Raw genomic sequence first — 23,937 nt, forward strand, 5'->3', positions numbered from 1 at the left:
TCTATCTATGGGTCACAGCGTTGCAATTAGAAAACCGGTGCAAACATTACGCCGAAACGCGAGGAATCGTGTCGTCGGCGCGCAGGGTGAAGATCTCGTAGCCGGTGTCGGTCACCAGCAGGGTGTGTTCCCACTGTGCCGAGAGCTTGCGGTCCTTGGTGATGGCGGTCCAGCCGTCGCCCAGCACCTTGGTGTCGGCCTTGCCCTGGTTGATCATCGGCTCGATGGTGAAGGTCATGCCTGCCTTCAGCTCCATGCCGGTGCCGGCGCGGCCGTAGTGCAGAATTTGTGGCTCTTCGTGGAACACCTTGCCGATGCCGTGGCCGCAAAATTCGCGCACCACCGAGAAGCCGTTCTTTTCAGCGTGCTTCTGGATGATTTCACCGATGTCGCCCAGGCGGCAGCCGGGTTTGACGATTTCGATGGCCTTGTACATGCATTCCTGGGTCACTTGCGACAGGCGCTCGGCCCATACCGGTACAGTGCCGACGTGGAACATACGGCTGGTGTCGCCGTGGTAGCCGTCCTTGATCACGGTGACGTCGATATTCAGGGTGTCGCCGTCTTTCAGGGGTTTGTCGCCGGGTATCCCGTGGCACACCACGTGGTTGATCGAGGTGCAGATCGACTTGGGGAAGCCCTTGTAGTTCAGCGGCGCAGGGATGGCTTTTTGCACGTCGACGATATAGTCGTGGCAAATGCGGTCCAGCGCTTCGGTGGTGACGCCGGGCTTGACGTGTTCGGCAATCATTTCCAGCACCTCGGCAGCCAGTTTGCCGGCGACACGCATGCCAGCGATGTCTTCGGCGGTTTTGAGGGTTACGGTCATACAGGCTCTCTCTAGCGCGACGCGCTGAAATCAATACGGTTTACGGGTGTGCGACAAAAGGTTGCAGAATTCGCACAAGCCCAAAAAACGCGATTCTAGCAGACGCAGGGGTGAAACCATGAGCGTCTGGCGATCGCTTCTGTCTATAAGGATGGGGGCATTCTGGCTCTATTCAAAGGCTTAGGCAAAAGCGACTGACGGCAAATGTGATTGCGGGTTTCGTTTTTGCAAGCTCTGTGGTATAAAATGCGCCGCTTTCCGGGGATACCCCGCAAAGCTTAAATCCACACACGTGTCGACACGATGACCTGGGTGCCGGAGGCGAATGCCGCTGGTTGGTCATTGGGATACGTGGAGGCCAAACCCGACTTATTAAGGAACTATCATGTCCCAAGTCAACATGCGCGATATGCTGAAGGCCGGTGTGCACTTCGGTCACCAGACCCGTTACTGGAACCCGAAAATGGGTAAATACATTTTCGGCGCGCGTAACAAGATCCACATCATCAACCTTGAAAAAACCCTGCCAATGTTCAACGAGGCTCTGACTTTCGTAGAGCGCCTGGCCCAGGGCAAAAACAAGATTCTGTTCGTCGGCACCAAGCGTTCCGCTGGCAAGATCGTTGCTGAAGAAGCAGCACGTTGCGGTTCGCCGTACGTCGATCACCGCTGGTTGGGCGGCATGCTGACCAACTTCAAAACCATCCGTGCTTCCATCAAGCGTCTGCGTGACCTTGAAGTGCAAGCCGAAGACGGTACTTTCGCCAAGCTGACCAAGAAAGAGGCGCTGATGCGCACTCGCGACCTGGAAAAGCTCGATCGTTCCCTGGGTGGTATCAAGGACATGGGCGGTCTGCCTGACGCACTGTTCGTTATCGACGTTGATCACGAGCGCATCGCGATCACCGAAGCCAACAAGCTGGGCATCCCGGTTATCGGCGTAGTCGATACCAACAGCAGCCCGGAAGGCGTTGACTACATCATCCCAGGCAACGATGACGCAATCCGCGCTATCCAGCTGTACATGGGTTCGATGGCTGACGCTGTAATCCGTGGCCGCAACCACGTTGCTGGCGGCACCGAGCAGTTCGTTGAAGAAGCTCCGGTAGCAGCAGCTGAGTAACTGACGCCTTGGCGTTGACTCAGTAAGCAAAAAGGGGGCTTGGCCCCCTTTTTGCCACCTCGAAAACCATTTGTCGGCAGCGCAGCTACAACATCTGTAACGTGCAGCGGCCTACAAGGTGGTTCGGGAAGAATTGATCGCCCGTTCAATCGGGTGGAATGGTTGAAAACCTATCCAAGAGGATTTTGAAAATGGCAGAGATTACTGCAGCGTTGGTTAAAGAACTGCGTGAGCGTACCGGCGAAGGCATGATGGATTGCAAAAAGGCCTTGACCAAGGCCGGCGGCGACATCGAAAAAGCCATTGATGACATGCGTGCTTCGGGCGCCATCAAGGCCGCCAAGAAAGCAGGCAACGTCGCTGCTGAAGGCGCTATCGCAATCAAGGAAGACGGCAAATCGGCCGTTATCCTGGAAGTTAACTCGCAGACCGACTTCCTGGCCCTGCAAGACGACTTCAAGAACTTCGTCGCTGCCAGCGTTGAAAAAGCATTCGCTGACAAGCTGACCGACGCCGCTCCGCTGATCGAAGCTCAAGAAGCTGATCGTCTGGTTCTGGTTGGTAAAGTAGGCGAGAACGTTAACATTCGTCGCCTGACCCGCGTTGAAGGTGATGTTGTTGGTGCTTACCTGCACGGCAACAAGATCGGTGTTGTGGTTGCCCTGAAAGGCGGCAACGTTGAACTGGCCAAAGACATCGCTATGCACGTAGCGGCCAGCAACCCTGAGTTCCTGCTGCCATCGGAAGTTTCTGCTGAAGCCATCGAACGCGAGAAAGCCGTGTTCCTGCAGCTGAACGAAGAAAAAATCAAAGGCAAGCCTGAAAACATCGTTGAAAACATGGTGAAAGGCCGTATCAGCAAGTTCCTGGCTGAGGCTTCCCTGGTTGAGCAGGCATTCGTCAAGAACCCTGAAATCAAGGTTGGCGAACTGGCCAAGAAAGCTGGCGCTGAAATCGTTTCCTTCACCTACTACAAAGTAGGCGACGGCATCGAGAAGCCGGTCGACAACTTCGCTGAAGAAGTTGCTGCCCAGCTGGCTGCCACCAAGAAGTAAGACGGTTTTTAACTGTCGCCCAAAAGAGGCTGCCCGCTTACGCGCGCAGCCTCTTTTCAAATGGGGTGATCAATTTTTATTGGTTTCCCTTTGGAACTGGCTTACAAAGCCGTGTTCCGATGGCGCTGTGACAGCGTCAAGCTAGAGTGAACGCAGGCCGTAAACGGCTTGCCAAGAATTTTCAAAAATACGCCGCAGGAGAGATTCGCAATGGCTCAGCAGGGCAGTGGTCATCAGGCTCGCTATAAACGCATTCTACTCAAGCTTAGCGGCGAGGCCCTGATGGGGTCGGAAGAGTTTGGGATCGATCCCAAAGTACTCGACCGCATGGCGCTGGAAGTCGGCCAACTGGTCGGTATCGGTGTTCAGGTCGGTCTGGTGATCGGCGGCGGCAACCTGTTCCGCGGTGCGGCACTCAGCGCTGCCGGCATGGATCGGGTGACAGGCGACCACATGGGCATGCTGGCCACTGTGATGAACGCCCTGGCGATGCGTGACGCCCTGGAACGCGCCAACATCACCGCTATCGTCATGTCGGCTATTTCCATGGTCGGTGTAACGGATCACTATGATCGTCGCAAAGCCATGCGTCACCTGGATGCCAAAGAGGTAGTGATTTTTGCTGCCGGTACCGGCAACCCGTTCTTCACCACCGATTCGGCAGCGTGCCTGCGTGGTATCGAGATCAACGCGGACGTGGTGCTCAAAGCCACCAAGGTTGACGGTGTTTACACTGCAGACCCATTCAAAGACCCGCATGCCGAGAAGTTCGATCATCTGACTTATGATGAAGTACTGGATCGCAAGCTGGGCGTGATGGACCTGACGGCTATTTGCTTGTGCCGCGACCACAAGATGCCGCTGCGCGTATTTAACATGAACAAGCCCGGCGCCCTGCTGAACATCGTACACGGCGGCGCGGAAGGGACTCTGATCGAGGAAATCGAACAATGATCAACGAAATCAAAAAAGACGCTCAAGAGCGCATGCAGAAATCCCTGGACTCTCTGAACCATGCATTTGGCCAGATTCGTACCGGCAAGGCTCACCCAAGCATTCTGGGCAGCGTGATGGTGCCGTACTACGGCGCTGATACCTCCATCACCCAAGTGGCCAACATCACTGTAAAAGACTCCCGTACCCTGCAAGTCGTGGCCTTTGAGCGCAACATGCTCGGTGCCGTCGACAAGGCCATCCAGAGCGCCGGTTTGAACCTCAATCCGACCAACCTGGGCGAACTGCTGCTGATCTCCATGCCAGCCCTGACCGAAGAAACCCGTAAGGGCTTCACCAAGCAGGCGCGCAGCGCAGCTGAAGATGCGCGTGTTGCCGTGCGCAACATCCGTCGCGATGCCTTGGGCGACCTGAAGAAGCTGGTCAAGGACAAGGAAATCAGCGAAGACGAAGAGCGTCGTGCCGTCGCCGATATCGACAAGCTGACCAAAGATGCCGAGGCCCAGATCACCAAGGCCACGGAAGACAAAGAAAAGGACCTGATGGCCGTATAAAGGGTCAGGACGCCTTCATGGAAAAGACCAAGCAGACTGTGCCCTCCGTGGTGCCGCGCCATGTCGCGATCATCATGGACGGGAATAATCGCTGGGCGAAGAAGCGCTTTATGCCGGGTGTTGCCGGGCATAAAGCGGGTGTCGATGCTGTACGTGCCGTGATCGAGGTGTGTGCCGAGGCCAAGGTCGAAGTGTTGACCCTGTTCGCGTTCTCCAGTGAAAACTGGCAGCGCCCGGCCGAGGAAGTCAGTGCCTTGATGGACCTGTTTTTCAAGGCCCTGCGTCGTGAGGCCAAGCGCCTGAACGAGAACAACATCAGCCTGCGCATCATTGGTGACCGCTCGCGGTTCCATCCCGAGCTGCAGGCGGCGATGCGTGAAGCCGAGGCGATTACTGCCGGCAGCAACCGTTTTGTGCTGCAAATTGCAGCCAACTACGGTGGCCAATGGGATATCGCCCAGGCTGCGCAGCGTCTGGCGCGGGAAGTACAGGCCGGTCATTTGCGTCCGGAAGACATCACGCCCGAGCTGTTGCAAACCTGTCTGGTGACCGGCGACCTGCCGTTGCCCGACCTGTGCATTCGTACCGGTGGCGACCACCGCATCAGCAACTTCCTGTTGTGGCAGTTGGCCTATACCGAATTGTACTTCTCCGACCTGTTCTGGCCGGACTTCAAACACGATGCCATGCGCAATGCGCTGGCCGATTTCGCTTCCCGTCAGCGTCGTTTCGGTAAAACGAGCGAGCAGATCGAAGCTGGAGCCCGGGTTTAATGCTTAAACAACGAATCATCACGGCGCTGATCCTGCTGCCTATTGCCCTGTGCGGGTTTTTCCTGCTTGAAGGGGCGAATTTCGCGCTGTTCATCGGCCTGGTCGTGACGCTGGGTGCCTGGGAATGGGCTCGCCTGGCGGGTTTTGCTGCGCAGTTGCCGCGTGTGGTGTACGCCGCAGTTGTGGCGCTGTTGATGTTCCTGATGTACATCCTGCCGGACGTAGCGCCTTGGGTGTTGGGGGCGGCGGTGTTGTGGTGGGCGTTGGCGACCTATTTGGTGCTGACTTTTCCTGGCTCCAGCAGCCACTGGTCCAGTGTCGCCTGCAAGCTGGTGATCGGCCTTTTGATTCTGCTGCCCGCCTGGCAAGGCCTGGTCTACATCAAGCACATGCAGCTGGGTAACTGGCTGATCATGGCGGTGATGGTGCTGGTGTGGGGCGCCGATATCGGTGCCTACTTCTCCGGCCGTGCTTTCGGCAAGCGCAAGTTGGCGCCGGCTGTCAGCCCGGGCAAAAGCTGGGAGGGCGTGTATGGCGGCCTGGCATTGACCCTGGTGATTACCGTTGTAGTCGGCGTGGTGCGTGGCTGGACCGCCAAGGAAATGCTCTTGTCCCTGGTGGGTGCGGCCGTGGTCGTGTTCATCTCGGTGGTCGGTGACCTGACCGAAAGCATGTTCAAGCGCCAGGCCGGGATCAAGGACAGCAGTAACCTGCTGCCGGGTCACGGTGGCGTGCTCGACCGTATCGACAGCCTGACGGCTGCGATCCCGATCTTTGCCGTGCTGCTGTGGATGGCTGCCTCGTGAGCCGCCTGCAACAGGTCACCGTGCTGGGCGCTACCGGCTCGGTGGGGCTAAGCACCCTCGATGTCATTGGCCGTCATCCCGAGCGTTATCAAGTATTCGCATTGACCGGGTTCAGTCGCCTGAGCGAGCTGCTGGCATTGTGTGTGCGCCACGCTCCGCAATATGCAGTCGTGCCCGAAGCGGCAGCAGCGCGTGGCTTGCAGGACGACCTGCGCGCTGCGGGCCTGGCAACCCGGGTGTTGGTGGGGGAGGAGGGGTTGTGCCAGGTGTCGGCTGACCCTGATGTCGACACCGTAGTCGCGGCAATTGTCGGCGCTGCCGGCTTGCGTCCGACGCTGGCCGCCGTTGATGCGGGCAAGAAGATTCTGCTGGCCAATAAAGAAGCCCTGGTAATGTCCGGTGCGCTCTTTATGCAGGCGGTGCGCAAGAGCGGCGCCGTGCTGTTGCCGCTGGACAGCGAACACAATGCGATTTTCCAGTGCATGCCCGGTGATTTTGCGCGTGGGTTGAGCCAGGTTGGGGTGCGTCGGATTCTGCTGACAGCCTCTGGCGGTCCGTTCCGGCAGACACCGCTGGCCGACCTGGAACATGTTTCCCCTGATCAGGCGTGCGCGCATCCGAACTGGTCCATGGGTCGCAAGATCTCGGTGGACTCGGCGAGCATGATGAACAAGGGCCTGGAGTTGATCGAGGCATGCTGGCTGTTCGATGCCCGGCCGGATCAGGTCGAGGTGGTGATACACCCGCAAAGTGTGATTCATTCCCTGGTGGACTACGTGGATGGCTCGGTGTTGGCCCAGTTGGGTAACCCGGACATGCGCACGCCGATCGCCAATGCCCTGGCCTGGCCGGAGCGAATTGACTCGGGTGTTGCGCCGCTGGATCTATTTGCCATCGCCCGTCTGGATTTCGAAGCCCCCGACGAGCAGCGGTTTCCTTGTCTGCGCCTGGCGCGGCAGGCGGCAGAGGCGGGTAACAGCGCGCCGGCGATGCTGAATGCGGCGAACGAAGTGGCGGTGGCGGCGTTTCTTGAACGGCGCATCCGTTTTCCGCAGATCGCGAGTATCATCGAAGACGTTTTGAACCTTGAACCTGTGGTTGCCGTGAATGATCTGGGCGCGGTGTTCGAGGCTGATGCAAAGGCCCGGGCCTTGACCGGGCAATGGTTGAACCGCAATACGCGTTAGCCTTTGGGCGTGTTTGAGCCTTCAGGGACTGGATTGAGATGCGGAGAAATTAGATGAGTGCGCTCTACATGATTGTCGGCACCCTGGTTGCTCTGGGTGTGCTGGTTACCTTCCACGAGTTCGGCCATTTCTGGGTCGCGCGTCGTTGCGGCGTCAAGGTACTGCGCTTTTCCGTAGGCTTCGGCATGCCCTTGCTGCGCTGGCACGACCGTCGCGGCACCGAGTTTGTGATCGCGGCCATTCCGTTGGGTGGCTACGTCAAGATGCTCGATGAGCGCGAAGGCGAAGTGCCGGCTGATCAGTTGGATCAATCCTTTAATCGCAAGACCGTCCGTCAGCGCATTGCCATCGTCGCAGCAGGTCCGATCGCCAACTTTCTGTTGGCCATGGTGTTCTTCTGGGTCCTGGCCATGCTGGGCAGCCAGCAGGTGCGTCCGGTCATTGGTGCCGTCGAGCCGGACAGCATGGCGGCCAAGGCTGGCCTGACCGCCGGGCAGGAAATTGTTGCAGTTGATGGCGAGCCAACCACAGGGTGGGGCGCGGTCAATTTGCAGTTGGTGCGTCGTCTGGGTGAAAGCGGCATCGTGAAACTGGTGGTGCGTGAGCAGGACTCCACCGCTGAAACGCCGCGCGAGCTGACCCTGGATCACTGGCTGAAGGGCTCCGATGAGCCTGATCCGATCAAATCCCTGGGTATTCGTCCATGGCGCCCGGCCTTGCCGCCGGTACTGGCAGAGCTGGATCCGAAGGGGCCGGCCCAGGCCGCAGGTCTGAAAACCGGTGACCGCCTGCTGGCGCTTGATGGCCAGGCACTGAACGACTGGCAGCAAGTGGTCGACCTGGTGCGTGTACGCCCTGATACCAAAATTGTGCTGAAAGTCGAGCGCGATGGTGCTCAAATCGACGTCCCCGTAACCCTGGCCGTTCGCGGGGAAGCCAAGGCGGCCGGGGGTTACCTGGGCGCCGGGGTCAAAGGTGTCGAGTGGCCACCTTCGATGGTGCGAGAGGTCAGTTTCGGACCGTTGGCGGCAATTGGCGAGGGTGCGAGACGCACCTGGACCATGAGTGTGCTGACCCTCGATTCCCTCAAGAAAATGTTGTTCGGCGAGCTCTCGGTAAAAAACTTGAGTGGACCGATAACCATTGCTAAAGTGGCGGGCGCTTCTGCCCAGTCGGGCGTTGTAGATTTCCTGAATTTCCTGGCTTATCTGAGTATTAGCCTTGGGGTTCTGAATTTGTTGCCCATTCCAGTATTGGATGGGGGGCATCTGTTGTTTTATCTGGTCGAGTGGGCGCGTGGTCGCCCCTTGTCGGATCGGGTGCAGGGTTGGGGGATACAGATCGGTATCAGTTTGGTGGTCGGGGTGATGTTGTTAGCCCTGGTCAACGATCTGGGACGACTGTAACGCTTCGCTGAATTGCGAATCTGCCGCATTTTGCGGCAGTTTGTTTATTGCCAGTTGGAATAAGAAAGGACTTCATGAAACGTCTGCTGCTAACTGCGGTTCTCACCGTATTGATGATCGCCGAAGTTCACGCCGAGTCCTTCACCATCTCCGATATTCGCGTCAACGGCCTCCAGCGGGTTTCCGCGGGTAGCGTCTTTGGTGCCTTGCCGTTGAACGTCGGGGAACAGGCTGATGACCGTCGCCTGGTGGAATCCACTCGTGCGCTGTTCAAAACCGGGTTCTTTCAAGATATCCAACTGGGTCGTGAAGGCAACGTCCTCGTCATCACTGTCGTCGAGCGGCCTTCTGTCGCCAGTATCGAGATCGAAGGCAACAAGGCGATCTCTACTGAAGACTTGATGAAAGGTCTCAAGCAATCCGGCCTTGCCGAAGGCGAGATCTTCCAGCGTGCCACCCTTGAAGGCGTGCGTAACGAGCTGCAACGTCAGTACGTTGCCCAGGGTCGTTACTCGGCCACCGTCGAGACTGAAGTGGTCCCGCAGCCGCGTAACCGCGTTGGCCTGAAGGTCAATATCAATGAAGGTACCGTGGCGGCCATCCAGCACATCAACGTGGTGGGTAACACCAAGTTCGCTGATGACGACCTGATCGACCTGTTCGAACTCAAGACCACCAACTGGCTGTCGTTCTTCAAGAACGATGACAAGTACGCCCGCGAAAAACTGTCCGGTGACCTGGAGCGTCTGCGTTCCTACTACCTGGACCGTGGCTATATCAACATGGATATCGCTTCGACCCAGGTGTCCATCACCCCGGACAAGAAGCACGTCTATATCACTGTCAACGTCAATGAAGGCGAGAAGTACAAGGTTCGTGACGTCAAGCTCAGCGGTGACTTGAAAGTGCCTGAAGACCAGGTCAAGTCCCTGTTGCTGGTGCAGAAAGACCAGGTGTTCTCGCGTAAGCTGATGACCACCACGTCCGAGCTGATCACCCGTCGCCTGGGTAACGAAGGCTATACCTTCGCCAACGTCAACGGCGTACCGACCCCGCACGATGAAGACCACACCGTGGACATCACCTTCGTCGTCGATCCGGGCAAGCGTGCCTACGTGAACCGCATCAACTTCCGTGGCAACACCAAGTCTGCTGACGAAGTGCTGCGCCGTGAAATGCGTCAGATGGAAGGTGGCTGGGCGTCGACTTACCTGATCGACCAGTCCAAGGTTCGCCTTGAGCGTCTGGGCTTCTTCAAGGAAGTCAACGTCGAGACCCCGGCTGTACCGGGTGTGGATGACCAGGTTGACGTGAACTACGCCGTAGAAGAGCAGGCTTCCGGTTCGATTACCGCGAGTGTCGGTTTCGCCCAGAGTGCCGGTCTGATCCTCGGTGGTTCGATCACCCAGAACAACTTCCTCGGTACCGGTAACAAGGTTTCCATCGGCCTGACCCGAAGCGAATACCAGAGCCGCTATAACTTCGGTTATGTCGACCCCTACTGGACTGCTGACGGTGTGAGCCTGGGCTACAACGCCTTCTACCGCACAACCGACTACAAAGACCTCGACGTCGACGTTGCAAGCTATGCAATCGACAGCCTGGGTGTTGGCGCCAACATTGGTTACCCGATCAGTGAGACGTCGCGTCTGACCTTCGGCCTGACCGCGCAACAAGACAAGATCAAGACCGGTGTGTACACCGTGGATGAGATCTTCAACTTCGTGCGTAAAGAAGGTGACCAGTTCCTGAACTTCAAGGCTTCGGCCGGCTGGTCGGAATCGACCCTGAACAAAGGCGTACTCGCAACCCGTGGCCACTCCCAGAGCCTGACTCTGGAAGCAACCACGCCGGGCAGCGACCTGTCGTTCTTCAAGCTCGACTACCGTGGCCAGTTGTTCCAGCCATTGAGCGAGAACTACACCATGCGCCTGCACACCGAACTGGGTTACGGCGATGGTTATGGTTCGACCAGCGGCTTGCCGTTCTATGAGAACTACTATGCTGGTGGTTTCAACTCGGTACGTGGCTTCAAGGACAGCACCCTGGGTCCTCGTGGTACCCCAAGCCGTGGCGTGGGTGTGACCGGTAACCAAGGTACCGTGGCTGACTCGGACAACGACCCGCTGCCATTCGGTGGTAACGTTCTGATCCAGGGTGGTGCGGAGATCCTGTTCCCGCTGCCATTCGTGAAAGATCAGCGTTCCCTGCGTACTTCGGTCTTCTGGGATGTGGGTAACGTGTTCGACTCCAAGTGCGAACAGGTCACCAACCCCAATGGCTCGAAGTCCAACACGCAGTGCAACGACGTAAGTCTGAGCAACCTGGCAAGCTCTGTCGGTGTGGGCGTGACCTGGGTGACGGCGCTGGGCCCGTTGAGCTTTGCTCTGGCCATGCCGATCAAGAAACCGGATAACGCTGAAACCCAGATTTTCCAATTCTCCCTCGGCCAGACGTTCTAAGCGTCTGACCCAAGATAACGACAACGGATTCTGTAGGAGTACATCGTGCGTAAGTTGACTCAATTGGTTCTCCTGGCGACAGTCCTGGTAGCGACCCCGGCCTTTGCCGAAATGAAGATTGCTGTTCTGAACTATCAGATGGCCCTGCTGGAATCCGATGCGGCCAAGAAATATGCCGTGGACGCAGAGAAGAAGTTCGGTCCTCAACTGACCAAGCTCAAGACTCTGGAAAGCAGTGCCAAAGGTATCCAGGACCGTCTGGTAGCCGGTGGCGACAAGATGCAGCAAGGCGAGCGCGAGCGTCTGGAGCTTGAATTCAAGCAAAAGGCCCGTGACTACCAGTTCCAGTCCAAGGAGCTGAACGAAGCCAAGGCTGTTGCTGACCGTGAAATGCTCAAGCAGCTCAAGCCGAAACTCGACAGCGCCGTGGAAGAAGTCATCAAGAAAGGTGCCTTTGACCTGGTGTTCGAACGCGGCGCCGTCATCGACGTTAAACCTCAGTACGACATCACCCGTCAGGTGATCGAGCGCATGAATCAGCTGAAGTAAGCCATGACTGCGACTATCAAGCTCGGCCAATTGGCCGAGTTCCTGGGGGCCACCTTACGTGGCTCCCCGGAGAAGGAAATTACTGGGCTAGCCACCTTGCAGGAGGCTGGCCCAGCTCAGTTGAGCTTCCTGGCAAACCCGCAATACCGTAAATACCTGGGCGACAGCCGCGCCGCAGCTGTGTTGCTGAAGGCCGCTGATGCCGAAGGGTTTACCGGGGATGCGCTGGTTGTTGCCGACCCGTACCTGGCATACGCCAGGGCGTCGCACCTGTTTGATCCAAAACCCAAGGCTGCTGCCGGTATCCATCCGACTGCGGTGATCGCCGATGATGCGCAGGTCGACCCTGCTGCGAGCATCGGTGCTTTTGTGGTGATCGAAAGTGGTGCGCGCATCGGTGCGGGCGTGACGATCGGCGCGCAGTGCTTTATCGGTGCCCGCAGTGAGGTGGGTGCCGGTGGTTGGCTGGCTCCGCGCGTGACCCTGTACCACGATGTGCGTATTGGCGAACGTGTCGTGATTCAGTCGGGCGCCGTGATCGGTGGCGAGGGCTTCGGCTTCGCCAACTCGAAGGGCGTGTGGCACAAGATTGCTCAGGTGGGCGGCGTGTTGATCGGCGACGACGTTGAAATTGGCGTCAATACGGCTGTTGACCGCGGTGCCCTGGCCGATACCGTCATTGGTAACGGCGTGAAACTGGATAACCAGATTCAGATCGCCCACAACGTGCAGATTGGCGATCACACCGCCATGGCCGCGTGCGTGGGGATATCCGGCAGCACCAAGATTGGCAAGCATTGCATGCTCGCCGGCGGTGTTGGCCTGGTGGGCCATATCGAAGTGTGCGACAACGTATTCATTACCGGCATGACCATGGTGACCCATTCGATTACCGAACCTGGGTCCTACTCATCCGGTACGGCCATGCAGCCTGCGGCCGAATGGCGCAAGAGCGCGGCACGTCTGAGGCAGCTCGACGATATCGCTCGGCGCCTGAAACATCTGGAAAAGCGTGTTGGGGACGTGACCCCTGGCGGTAATGCTTCATCAGATGGCTGATACCATTTCCATATCAAGTGTGCACAGCCGCTAGACTGCCTCCTTGATTTGCTAGAGGGGCGTGCCTTAGTCCGCACGCTCCCAATCTTTATTACAGGCTTCCCCCCGAAATGATGGACATCAACGAGATTCGCGAATACCTGCCTCACCGTTACCCGTTCCTGCTGGTGGACCGGGTGACGGACCTCAATGTTGAGGAAAAGCGCATTCGTGCCTACAAGAATGTCAGCATCAACGAACCGTTCTTCAACGGTCACTTCCCTGCGCATCCGATCATGCCGGGCGTGTTGATCATTGAAGCGATGGCCCAGGCTGCCGGTATCCTTGGTTTCAAAATGCTCGACCTGAAGCCTGCCGATGGCACGCTCTACTATTTCGTGGGCTCCGACAAACTGCGCTTCCGCAACCCGGTCACTCCGGGCGATCAGTTGATCCTGGAAGCCAAGTTCATCAGCTGCAAGCGCCAGATCTGGAAGTTCGAATGCCAGGCTTCGGTCGATGGCAAGCCGGTGTGCTCGGCTGAAATCATCTGTGCGGAACGCAAACTATGAGTTTGATTGACCCTCGCGCAATCATCGATCCGACGGCCGTACTGGCCGCCGACGTTGAGGTCGGCCCCTGGTCGATCGTCGGCGCAGGTGTGGAAATCGGCGAGGGGACAGTCATCGGGCCACATGTGATCCTCAAAGGCCCGACGCGGATTGGCAAACACAACCGCATCTATCAGTTTTCATCGATAGGCGAAGACACCCCGGACATGAAGTACAAGGGTGAAGAAACGCGCCTGGTAATCGGTGATCACAACATCATCCGTGAAGGCGTGACCATTCACCGCGGTACCGTTCAGGACCGCGCCGAGACCACTCTGGGTGATCACAACCTGGTGATGGCCTATGCGCACATCGGTCATGACAGCGTGATTGGCAACCATTGCATCCTGGTCAACAACACCGCGTTGGCCGGCCACGTGCACGTTGACGATTGGGCGATCCTGTCCGGCTTCACCCTGGTCCATCAATATTGCCATATCGGTGCCCACAGCTTTTCCGGCATGGGTACCGCCATCGGCAAAGACGTTCCGGCGTTCGTAACGGTATTTGGCAACCCCGCCGAAGCCCGCAGCATGAACTTCGAGGGCATGCGCCGTCGGGGCTTCAGCGAAGACGCGATCCACGCCCTGCGCCGTGCCTATAAAGTGGTTTACCGCCAGGGGCTGACGGTTGACCAGGCCTTGATCGAACTGACGGAGCCCGCCGCACTCTTTCCGGAAGTTGCGACATTCCGTGACTCGATCCAGTCGTCGACTCGCGGCATCACCCGCTGATCATGGCCAAGCTGCGTATAGCGTTGGTGGCCGGAGAAGCTTCCGGCGATATTCTCGGTGCAGGCCTGATGCGAGCCCTCAAGGTTCAGCATCCGGCGGTTGAATTCATCGGTGTCGGTGGTCCGCTGATGCAGGCTGAAGGCCTCACGTCCTACTTTCCCATGGAGCGCTTGTCGGTCATGGGGCTGGTAGAAGTGCTGGGCCGTTTGCGCGAGCTGCTGGCCCGCCGCAAAAAGCTGATCCAGACCCTGATCGAAGAAAAGCCTGACGTCTTCATCGGAATCGACGCGCCGGACTTCACCCTCAATATCGAACTCAAGTTGCGTCAGGCCGGGATCAAAACCGTGCACTACGTCAGCCCCTCCGTATGGGCATGGCGGCAAAAGCGCGTGCTGAAGATTCGTGAAGGCTGCGATCTGATGCTGACCCTGCTGCCGTTCGAGGCCCGGTTCTACGAAGAGAAGGGCGTGCCGGTGCGGTTTGTCGGCCACACCCTGGCCGACACCATTCCGCTCCAGGCCGACCGTGCGGCGGCTCGTGCCGAACTGGGCTTGCCTGAGGGGCCGTTGGTGGCCTTGATGCCGGGCAGTCGGGGCGGTGAAGTGGGGCGTCTCGGTGCGCTGTTTTTTGATGCCGCAGAACGCCTGCAAGCCCTGAAGCCGGGCGTGCGCTTCGTATTGCCGTGCGCGAGCCCTCAGCGCCGTGCGCAAATTGAAGAATTGATGGTAGGGCGCAATTTGCCGTTGACCCTGCTCGACGGGGGCTCGCATCTGGCCCTGGCTGCGTGTGATGCGGTGCTGATCGCTTCCGGTACCGCGACCCTGGAGGCCTTGCTCTACAAGCGCCCGATGGTCGTGGCTTATCGTCTGGCGCCGCTGACCTACTGGATTCTCAAGCGGATGGTCAAAAGTCCCTACATCTCCCTGCCCAATTTGCTGGCCCAGCGTCTGCTGGTGCCCGAGTTGTTGCAGGACGATGCGACGCCTGAAACCTTGGCTCGCACTCTTTTCCCGTTGATCGACGGTGGCGAAGAGCAGACCCGTGGGTTTGACGAGATTCACCGCACCTTGCGCCGTGATGCGTCGAATCAGGCGGCGGATGCTGTGCTGACCTTGATCGGCCAAAAACAGGAAGCCCTATGAAGACGCAAATGGGCCTGGATTTCAGCCTGGTCGCTGATGCCCTTGATCTGGTAGCCGGCGTCGACGAAGTGGGCCGTGGCCCACTGTGTGGCGCGGTCGTCACCGCAGCCGTAATCCTCGATCCGAACCGCCCGATCCTCGGCCTCAACGATTCGAAGAAACTCACCGAAGCCCGTCGCGAAAAACTCTTTGACGAGATCTGTGAGAAGGCCCTGAGCTGGCACATCGCCCGGGCCGAAGTCGAGGAAATCGACAAACTGAACATCCTGCACGCCACCATGCTGGCCATGCAGCGTGCCATTGAAGGCCTGCACATCACGCCAAAAATGGCGATGATCGACGGCAACCGCTGCCCCAAGCTGACGATGCCGGCTGAAGCGGTGGTCAAGGGCGACAGCAAGGTGCCGGCAATTGCCGCTGCGTCGATCCTGGCCAAGGTCAGCCGTGACCGAGAAATGGCGGCTTTTGAATTGATCTACCCTGGCTACGGCATCGGCGGGCACAAAGGCTACCCGACGCCCGTTCATCTGGAAGCTTTGGCGCGCCTGGGGCCAACCCCGATCCACCGCCGCTCGTTCGCCCCGGTTCGCCAGGCTTACGAGGCTCGGGAAAGCCTGATCGAGGTTTAGCAGCAAGGCTGATGTTTTTGCCAAGGCCCGGTACAATCCGGGCCTTGTTGTTTTCACGTTTTGGACAGGATCACTATGCCGGCTTCATTCGTTCACCTGCGCCTGCACACTGAATACTCCCTGGTCGACGGCCTGGTACGGATCAAACCGCTGGTCAAAACCCTGGTGGGCATGAACATGCCTGCCGTGGCGGTGACCGACCAGAACAACATGTGCTCCCTGGTCAAGTTCTACAAGGCCGCCATGGGCGCCGGCATCAAGCCGATCTGCGGCGCCGACCTGTGGCTGTCGAACAAGGACCCGGATAACCCATTGAGCCGCATCAGCCTGTTGGCGATGAACGGCGTCGGTTATCGCAACCTCACCGAACTGATTTCCCGTGGCTTTATCGATGGCCAGCGCAACGGCTCGATCATCATCGAGCGCGAGTGGGTGGCCGAGGCCAGCGAAGGGCTGATCATGCTCTCGGCGGCCAAAGAGGGTGAAATCGGCATCGCGCTGTTGGGCGGCAATCCCCACGAGGCGGAAGTGCTCGCCCGTGAATGGATGGACGTGTTCCCCAACCGTTTCTACCTGGAAATCCAGCGCACCAACCGTCCTAACGATGAAGAGCAGTTGCACGCCGCCGTGGCCCTGGCTGAAAAGCTGGGCGCGCCGCTGGTAGCGACCAACGATGTGCGCTTTATCAAGAAGGAAGACTTCGAGGCCCACGAAACCCGCGTCTGCATTGGCGAAGGCCGAGCGCTGGATGATCCGCGCCGCTCGAAAAACTACAGCGAAGAGCAGTACCTCAAAAGCGCCGATGAAATGGCCGAGTTGTTCAGCGACCTGCCCGAGGCCCTGGAAAACTCCGTTGAAATCGCCAAGCGCTGCAATATTGAAGTAAAGCTGGGCAAGCACTTCCTGCCCAACTTCCCGATTCCCGATGGCATGACCATCGACGAGTATTTCCGCAAGGTCTCGTTCGACGGCCTGGAAGAACGCCTGAGCGTCCTGCTACCCAAGGACACCACCGAAGATTACGAAGCCAAGCGCCAGGTCTACGTCGACCGGCTGAATTTCGAGCTGGATATCATCATCCAGATGGGGTTCCCCGGTTACTTCCTGATCGTTATGGACTTTATCCAGTGGGCCAAAAGCAACGGCGTGCCGGTGGGACCGGGCCGTGGATCGGGTGCCGGGTCGCTGGTGGCCTATGTGCAGAAGATCACCGACCTCGACCCGCTGGAATATGACCTGCTCTTCGAACGGTTCCTTAACCCGGAACGGGTATCGATGCCCGACTTCGACGTCGACTTCTGCATGGATGGTCGCGACCGGGTAATCGAATACGTGGCCGAGAAGTACGGCCGCAATGCGGTAAGCCAGATCATCACTTTCGGTTCGATGGCGGCCAAGGCGGTAATCCGCGACGTGGCCCGGGTGCAGGGCAAGTCCTATGGCCTGGCTGACCGCCTGTCGAAGATGATTCCGTTTGAAGTCGGCATGACCCTGGAAAAAGCCTACGAGCAGGAAGAAATCCTGCGGGACTTCATCAAGGTCGATGAAGAAGCGGCCGAAATCTGGGACATGGCACGCAAACTCGAAGGCGTGGTGCGTAACGTCGGTAAACACGCCGGTGGTGTGGTTATCGCGCCCACCAAGCTGACCGACTTTTCGCCGATCTATTGCGACGAAGAAGGCGACGGCCTGGTAACCCAGTTCGACAAGGATGACGTGGAGGCGGCCGGCCTGGTGAAGTTCGACTTCCTTGGCCTGCGTACCCTGACGATCATCGACTGGGCGCTGAAGACCATCAACCGCGACCGCGCCAAGGTCAACGAGCCGCCGCTGGATATCGCGTTTATCCCGCTGGACGACAAACCGACCTACAGCCTGCTGCAAAAAGCCGAAACCACGGCCGTGTTCCAGCTTGAATCCCGCGGCATGAAAGAGCTGATCAAAAAGCTCAAGCCCGACTGCCTGGAAGACTTGATCGCACTGGTGGCCCTGTTCCGTCCGGGCCCGCTGCAATCGGGCATGGTGGATGACTTCATCAACCGTAAGCACGGGCGTGCCGAACTGGCTTACCCGCACTCCGATTACCAGTACGAAGGCCTCAAGCCAGTACTGGCACCGACCTACGGCATCATCCTGTACCAAGAACAGGTGATGCAGATTGCCCAGGTCATGGCCGGTTACACCCTCGGTGGCGCGGACATGCTGCGTCGGGCCATGGGTAAGAAAAAGCCCGAGGAAATGGCCAAGCAGCGCGGCGGTTTCATTGAAGGTTGCGCCACCAATAACATCGACGCTGACCTGGCCGGTAACATCTTCGACCTGGTAGAGAAATTCGCCGGTTACGGCTTCAACAAATCCCACTCCGCCGCCTATGGCCTGGTCTCGTACCAGACCGCGTGGCTGAAGGCTCACTACCCGGCGCCGTTCATGGCGGCGGTACTGTCTGCGGATATGCACAACACCGACAAGGTCGTGACCTTGATCGAGGAAGTGCGCACCATGAAGCTGCGCCTCGACGCGCCGGACGTGAACACTTCCGAGTTCAAGTTCACGGTGAACGACGAAGGCCGCATCATCTATGGTCTTGGCGCGATCAAGGGCGTGGGCGAAGGCCCGGTGGAGGCGATTACCGAAGCGCGTCAGGACGGGCCGTTCAAGGACCTGTTCGATTTCTGCGCCCGTGTCGACCTCAAACGCATCAACAAACGGACCCTTGATGGCTTGATCCGCAGCGGCGCCCTGGATCGCCTGGGCCCGCACTTCCATGATGAGCCGAAGGCTTACCAGGCTAACATTGACCGCAACCGTGCGGTGTTGCTGACGGCCATGGAAGAAGCGATCAAGGCCGCCGAGCAGACCGCCCGCACCCACGACAGTGGCCACGCCGACCTGTTTGGCGGGCTGTTCGTCGAAGCGGACGCCGACGTCTACGCCAACCACCGCAAGGCCAAGGACCTGACCCTGAAGGAACGCCTCAAGGGCGAGAAAGACACCTTGGGCCTGTACCTCACCGGTCACCCGATTGACGAGTACGAAGGCGAAATCCGTCGCTTCGCCCGTCAGCGCATCATCGACCTGAAGCCGGCGCGGGATACCCAGACCGTCGCGGGCATGATCATCGCCCTGCGGGTGATGAAAAACAAAAAGGGCGACAAGATGGGTTTCATCACCCTCGACGACCGCTCGGGCCGGATCGAAGCATCGCTGTTTGCCGATGCGTTCCACTCCGCCCAATCGCTGCTGCAGACGGACGCGATGGTGGTGGTGGAAGGGGAAGTCAGCAACGACGACTTCTCCGGCGGCCTGCGCCTGCGGATCAAGCGCGTGATGAGCATGGAAGATGCCCGCACCAATCTGGCCGAGAGCCTGCGCCTGAAAGTGCGCACTGATGCGCTCAAAGGCGATCAGCTACGCTGGTTGGGGGACTTGCTCAAGCGTCATCGTGGCGCGTGCCCGGTGACCATGGAGTACACCGGCAATGATGCCAAGGCCATGCTGCAGTTCGGCGAGACCTGGAGAATCGACCCGGGCGATGGCTTGATTCAAGCATTGCGTGACCAGTTCGGGCGTGACAACGTCTTCCTCCAATACCGTTGACGGTCAGGCCGTACAAAGAACGCCTGATCTCGACCGAACATTTAATCTCGACCTAACCGCGCCTCTCCCTTAAGGTAGGGCGCGAATAGACAACCGGCTGGCCAGGCACTCCCTGGCCGTCGACCCAAGACGGACGCTTATGAACCCGAATTTTCTTGATTTCGAACAGCCGATCGCTGACCTGCAAGCCAAGATCGAAGAGCTGCGCCTGGTCGGCAATGACAATTCGCTGAATATCGGCGATGAAATCGCTCGCCTGCAAGACAAGAGCAGCACGCTCACCGAAGACATCTTCGGCAAGCTGACCAGCTGGCAGATCGCGCGCCTGGCCCGCCACCCGCGCCGTCTGTACACCCTGGACTACATCGAGCACATCTTCACCGAGTTCGACGAGCTGCACGGCGACCGTCATTTCTCCGACGACGCGGCCATCGTGGGCGGTATCGCCCGCCTGGACGACCAGCCTGTCATGGTGATCGGTCACCAGAAAGGCCGTGAAGTGCGCGAGAAAGTTCGCCGCAACTTCGGCATGCCGCGCCCCGAAGGCTATCGCAAGGCCTGCCGCCTGATGGAAATGGCCGAGCGCTTCAAGATGCCGATCCTGACCTTCATCGACACCCCGGGCGCCTACCCGGGTATCGACGCTGAAGAGCGCAACCAGAGCGAAGCGATTGCCTGGAACCTGCGGGTGATGGCCCGCCTGAAGACGCCAATCATCGCGACGGTGATCGGCGAAGGCGGTTCCGGCGGTGCATTGGCCATTGGCGTCTGCGACCAGCTGAACATGCTGCAATATTCGACCTACGCGGTGATCTCGCCGGAAGGTTGCGCCTCGATCCTGTGGAAAACCGCTGAGAAAGCGCCGGACGCTGCCGAAGCCATGGGCATCACCGCTGATCGCCTGAAAGGCCTGGGTATCGTGGATAAAGTGATTGCCGAGCCATTGGGCGGCGCCCACCGTGACCCGGCTGCCGCTGCCGCGACCATTCGTGCCGAACTCAGCTCGCAGCTGGCGATGCTCAAGAAGTTCGACAACGAGGCACTGCTGGCCCGTCGTTACGAGCGACTGATGAGCTACGGCCTCTAAGCTGACGCCTTACTAAATGTGGGAGCGGGCTTGTGTGGGAGCTGGCTTGCCTGCGATAGCATCAACTCGGTGCACTAGATAAACCGAGTTGCCTGCATCGCGGGCAAGCCCGGCTCCCACATTTGTTTTGTGTATGCTTGGCTATCGTGTTCCAGTTTTGCGGCGGTACTTTGCGATGAAACCAACTCTGCCCGCCAAGCTCCTGCAAATCCTCGCCCCCTGGCGCAACGCCCCGGCCTGGCACATCGCCTTCTCCGGCGGCCTCGACTCCACCGTCCTGCTGCACCTCCTGGCCACGCTGGCCAAAATCGACAAGCTCCCGCCACTCAGCGCTATCCATGTTCATCATGGGTTGCAAGCTGCGGCTGATGCGTGGCCGGCTCATTGCCAGTCCGTGTGCGACGCCTTGGGCGTGCCTCTGCGGGTGATCCGCGTGCAAGTGCAACAAGGCGCAAGCCTGGAGCGCGCGGCCCGTGAGGCGCGGTATCAGGCGTTTGCGGAGGTCACCGGGGCAGGGGAGTTGCTGATCACAGGCCAGCACCGTGACGATCAGGCTGAAACCTTACTGTTTCGGCTGTTGCGTGGGGCTGGCGTGCGTGGCCTGGCGGCAATGCCTGCGCAGCGCCCTTTGGCAGATGGCTATCTGGTGCGACCCTTGCTGGATGTGTCTCGCGCGGAGCTTGAAGCCTACGCCCGTGAACATCAATTGACCTGGATCGAAGACCCGTCGAACGCTGATCCGCGTTTCTCCCGCAATTACCTGCGCCGCCATGTTTTTCCGCAGTTGACCGAACGGTGGCCCCAGGCCGTCAGCACCATGGCCCGTAGCGCTGAACACTTGAGCGAAGCCCAGGGGCTGCTCGACGAACTGGCGCAAATGGACCTGCTGGCCGCCAGCCAACCCTCGGTATTTCCCTGGCTGGCGTTGCCGTCGCTGGCCCTTGAGCCACTCGCCGCGCTCTCCGAGGCCCGCCAGCGCAACGCACTCATGCACTGGCTGACACCGCTGACACGCTTGCCCGACAGCGAGCACTGGGCCGGCTGGTCTACCCTGCGCGACGCCAAGGAAGACGCGCAGCCTCTGTGGCGCCTGGCCGACGGCCAATTGCATCGCGGCGGCGGGCGCATCTGGTGGTTATCAACCAGTTGGTCGGAATTTTTGGATGCGCCGCTGAGCTGGTCACACCCCGAAAACCCACTACAGTTACCCGGTAACGGCCAACTGCATTTCAGTGGCAACGCACCTGAAGGCCCCTTGAGCATCCGCTATCGCCAGGGCGGCGAAATCATGGAATTGCCAGGCAGGGGCCGGCGCGACCTGAAGCGGTTGCTTAACGAAAGTGCAGTGCCAGGCTTCATCCGTGGCAGATTGCCGCTGCTGTATCAGGGCCAACAATTGCTGGCCGTGGCCAGCCTGCCGGGGCTTGTGGCAGGAGGCCATGCCGGCTGGCAATTACATTGGATGCCACCAACCTGCGATCAAGGTTTGAGCTGATAGAGCCTTTCCGGTAGACTACGCTCCCTTCTTGATACAACTTCTGTGGATTCGCCTGAATCGCAGCAGTTGCCGATTACCAAGCAGTCTTTGCTGGGCGATTCCAAAAAATGTGTAGCGATCAACGTACCGGTGTTTCATTGCTGGTCTGTCACAACGCGGCGGTTTTTTTGAAAGGTGCACTGTGATTAATGCAGGTGATCGGGGGCTTCGGCCTTCCTTCGCTTTCCCCGGCGGCTCGGACCGCTTTAACGCAGACTTCTAGGGTTTTTCATGACGCGCTACATATTCGTCACGGGCGGTGTTGTTTCTTCATTGGGGAAAGGCATTGCCTCCGCTTCATTGGCGGCCATCCTGGAGGCGCGGGGACTTAAGGTCACCATGCTCAAGCTGGACCCGTACATCAACGTTGACCCGGGCACCATGAGCCCGTTCCAGCACGGTGAAGTGTTCGTCACCCACGACGGCGCCGAGACCGACCTGGACCTGGGCCACTACGAGCGGTTCATCCGCACGACCATGACCCAGAACAACAACTTCACCACCGGCCGTGTCTACGAGCACGTGCTGCGCAAGGAGCGCCGTGGTGACTACCTGGGTGCAACCATCCAGGTGATCCCGCACATCACCGACGAAATCAAGCGCCGCATCATCAAGGGTGCAGGCGATGCCGACGTGGCGATGGTCGAGATCGGTGGCACCGTGGGTGACATCGAGTCCCAACCGTTCCTTGAAGCCATCCGCCAGTTGCGTTTCGAAGTCGGCGCCAAGCGCGCGATGCTGATGCACCTGACACTGGTGCCGTACATCGCCACCGCCGGCGAAACCAAAACCAAGCCTACCCAGCATTCGGTCAAGGAACTGCGTTCCATCGGCCTGCAGCCGGACGTGCTGGTATGCCGCTCCGACCATGCGATCGACATCGCGTCGCGTCGCAAGATCGCCCAGTTCACCAACGTTGAAGAACGTGCGGTCATCGCGCTGGAAGACGCCGACACCATCTACAAGATCCCGGGCATCCTGCACTCTCAGGGCCTGGATGATTTTGTTGTCGAGCGTTTCGGCCTGCAGTGTGGCGGCGCCGATCTGTCCGAGTGGGAAGCCGTGGTCGACGCCAAGCTCAACCCTGAGCACGAAGTCACCATCGCCATGGTCGGCAAGTACATGGAGCTGCTGGACGCCTACAAGTCGCTGATCGAAGCGATGAGTCACGCCGGTATCAGCAACCGTACCAAGGTCAACCTGCGCTATATCGATTCCGAAGACATCGAGAACCAGGGCACTGCGCTGCTGGAAGGCGTTGACGCCATCCTGGTTCCGGGCGGTTTCGGCCTGCGTGGCGTGGAAGGCAAGATCACTGCCGTGCAGTACGCTCGTGAGAACAAGGTGCCGTACCTGGGTATCTGCCTGGGCATGCAAGTGGCGGTCATCGAGTTCGCCCGTAACGTGATGGGCTGGAAAGACGCCAACTCCACCGAGTTCGATCGCACCAGCGGTCACCCGGTCGTGGGCCTGATCACCGAGTGGGAAGATGCCACCGGCGCGGTCGAAACCCGTACCGAAGCCTCCGACCTGGGCGGCACCATGCGCCTCGGCGCGCAGGATTGCCTGCTGGAGCCGGGTTCCCTGGTTCACGATTGCTACGGCAAGGACGTGATCGTCGAGCGTCACCGTCACCGCTATGAAGTGAACAACAACCTGCTGCCGAAAATCATGGAAGCCGGCCTGAAAATCTCCGGTCGTTCCGGTGATGGCGCGCTGGTTGAAGTGGTTGAAGCACCGGATCATCCATGGTTCGTGGCGTGCCAGTTCCACCCGGAGTTCACCTCGACCCCGCGCGACGGTCACCCGTTGTTCAGCGGCTTCGTTAAAGCAGCACTGACGCAACATCAGAAGAAGGCGTAAA

At 59.0% G+C, this 23,937-nt stretch carries 20 protein-coding genes; 19 read left to right on the plus strand and 1 reads right to left on the minus strand.

From position 1 onward, the window contains the following. Window positions 1–46 precede the first annotated feature (46 nt). Entirely contained in the window at window positions 47–829 is a 783-nt protein-coding gene (gene map / locus HKK54_RS16255; protein ID WP_169387225.1) for a type I methionyl aminopeptidase, read from the minus strand. A 385-nt stretch (window positions 830–1,214) separates the two neighbouring features. Here map and rpsB point away from each other — a divergent pair, with 385 nt between their 5' ends. The 19 genes from rpsB (at window position 1,215) to HKK54_RS16350 (ending at window position 23,936) form a co-directional block, all read left to right on the plus strand. After that, window positions 1,215–1,952 (plus strand): 30S ribosomal protein S2, encoded by a 738-nt coding sequence (gene rpsB, locus HKK54_RS16260; protein ID WP_003219330.1) that lies wholly within the window; start codon window positions 1,215–1,217, stop codon window positions 1,950–1,952. Window positions 1,953–2,143: 191 nt separating this feature from the next. Beyond that, window positions 2,144–3,007, plus strand: coding sequence for a translation elongation factor Ts (gene tsf / locus HKK54_RS16265; protein ID WP_008432237.1), 864 nt, complete (start codon window positions 2,144–2,146; stop codon window positions 3,005–3,007). Window positions 3,008–3,217: 210 nt separating this feature from the next. Continuing rightward, the gene (gene pyrH / locus HKK54_RS16270) at window positions 3,218–3,961 is read left to right on the plus strand and encodes a UMP kinase (RefSeq protein WP_003219327.1); all 744 of its coding nucleotides are present in this window, start codon (window positions 3,218–3,220) and stop codon (window positions 3,959–3,961) included. Next, window positions 3,958–4,515, plus strand: a complete 558-nt coding sequence (frr, locus tag HKK54_RS16275; RefSeq protein WP_010176756.1) for a ribosome recycling factor — start codon at window positions 3,958–3,960, stop codon at window positions 4,513–4,515. The genes pyrH and frr overlap by 4 nt, the downstream gene beginning before the upstream one ends. Window positions 4,516–4,532: 17 nt before the next feature. Next, a complete protein-coding gene (uppS, locus tag HKK54_RS16280) occupies window positions 4,533–5,288 on the plus strand; it encodes a polyprenyl diphosphate synthase (RefSeq protein WP_003219323.1) in 756 nt (251 codons plus the stop codon). Further along, entirely contained in the window at window positions 5,288–6,094 is an 807-nt protein-coding gene (locus tag HKK54_RS16285; protein WP_010176755.1) for a phosphatidate cytidylyltransferase, read from the plus strand. The genes uppS and HKK54_RS16285 overlap by 1 nt, the downstream gene beginning before the upstream one ends. Beyond that, complete coding sequence (gene ispC / locus HKK54_RS16290) at window positions 6,091–7,281, plus strand: 1-deoxy-D-xylulose-5-phosphate reductoisomerase (RefSeq protein ID WP_010176754.1); 1,191 nt, start codon at window positions 6,091–6,093, stop codon at window positions 7,279–7,281. Before HKK54_RS16285 ends, ispC begins: the two co-directional genes overlap by 4 nt. Window positions 7,282–7,334: 53 nt before the next feature. After that, entirely contained in the window at window positions 7,335–8,687 is a 1,353-nt protein-coding gene (rseP, locus tag HKK54_RS16295) for a sigma E protease regulator RseP (protein ID WP_010176753.1), read from the plus strand. A 74-nt stretch (window positions 8,688–8,761) separates the two neighbouring features. Then, complete coding sequence (bamA, locus tag HKK54_RS16300; RefSeq protein ID WP_010176752.1) at window positions 8,762–11,149, plus strand: outer membrane protein assembly factor BamA; 2,388 nt, start codon at window positions 8,762–8,764, stop codon at window positions 11,147–11,149. 45 nt (window positions 11,150–11,194) lie between these two features. Next, the gene (locus tag HKK54_RS16305) at window positions 11,195–11,698 is read left to right on the plus strand and encodes an OmpH family outer membrane protein (protein ID WP_003219314.1); all 504 of its coding nucleotides are present in this window, start codon (window positions 11,195–11,197) and stop codon (window positions 11,696–11,698) included. Between the two features lie 3 nt (window positions 11,699–11,701). Continuing rightward, window positions 11,702–12,757: a UDP-3-O-(3-hydroxymyristoyl)glucosamine N-acyltransferase gene (gene lpxD / locus HKK54_RS16310; protein WP_010176751.1), complete on the plus strand. Its 1,056-nt coding sequence runs from the start codon at window positions 11,702–11,704 to the stop codon at window positions 12,755–12,757. Window positions 12,758–12,867: 110 nt separating this feature from the next. Then, a complete protein-coding gene (fabZ, locus tag HKK54_RS16315) occupies window positions 12,868–13,308 on the plus strand; it encodes a 3-hydroxyacyl-ACP dehydratase FabZ (protein ID WP_003219309.1) in 441 nt (146 codons plus the stop codon). After that, window positions 13,305–14,081, plus strand: coding sequence for an acyl-ACP--UDP-N-acetylglucosamine O-acyltransferase (lpxA, locus tag HKK54_RS16320; protein WP_010176750.1), 777 nt, complete (start codon window positions 13,305–13,307; stop codon window positions 14,079–14,081). Before fabZ ends, lpxA begins: the two co-directional genes overlap by 4 nt. A 2-nt stretch (window positions 14,082–14,083) precedes the next feature. After that, the gene (gene lpxB, locus HKK54_RS16325; RefSeq protein ID WP_169387226.1) at window positions 14,084–15,223 is read left to right on the plus strand and encodes a lipid-A-disaccharide synthase; all 1,140 of its coding nucleotides are present in this window, start codon (window positions 14,084–14,086) and stop codon (window positions 15,221–15,223) included. Next, a complete protein-coding gene (rnhB, locus tag HKK54_RS16330; protein ID WP_169387227.1) occupies window positions 15,220–15,852 on the plus strand; it encodes a ribonuclease HII in 633 nt (210 codons plus the stop codon). Before lpxB ends, rnhB begins: the two co-directional genes overlap by 4 nt. Before the next feature lie 75 nt (window positions 15,853–15,927). Then, on the plus strand, window positions 15,928–19,449 hold the full coding sequence (dnaE, locus tag HKK54_RS16335) for a DNA polymerase III subunit alpha (RefSeq protein ID WP_010176747.1): 3,522 nt from the start codon (window positions 15,928–15,930) through the stop codon (window positions 19,447–19,449). A gap of 139 nt (window positions 19,450–19,588) precedes the next feature. Next, window positions 19,589–20,536 (plus strand): acetyl-CoA carboxylase carboxyltransferase subunit alpha, encoded by a 948-nt coding sequence (locus tag HKK54_RS16340; protein WP_169387228.1) that lies wholly within the window; start codon window positions 19,589–19,591, stop codon window positions 20,534–20,536. A 175-nt stretch (window positions 20,537–20,711) separates the two neighbouring features. Then, window positions 20,712–22,031 (plus strand): tRNA lysidine(34) synthetase TilS, encoded by a 1,320-nt coding sequence (gene tilS, locus HKK54_RS16345; RefSeq protein ID WP_169387229.1) that lies wholly within the window; start codon window positions 20,712–20,714, stop codon window positions 22,029–22,031. Window positions 22,032–22,304: 273 nt separating this feature from the next. Next, window positions 22,305–23,936 carry a CTP synthase gene (locus HKK54_RS16350; RefSeq protein ID WP_003219298.1) on the plus strand — a complete coding sequence of 544 codons (1,632 nt, stop codon included), beginning with the start codon at window positions 22,305–22,307 and terminating at the stop codon, window positions 23,934–23,936. The last annotated feature ends 1 nt before the right edge of the window (window position 23,937 follow it).

The sequence above is a fragment of the Pseudomonas sp. ADAK13 genome (genome assembly GCF_012935715.1).
Lineage (GTDB): Bacteria > Pseudomonadota > Gammaproteobacteria > Pseudomonadales > Pseudomonadaceae > Aquipseudomonas.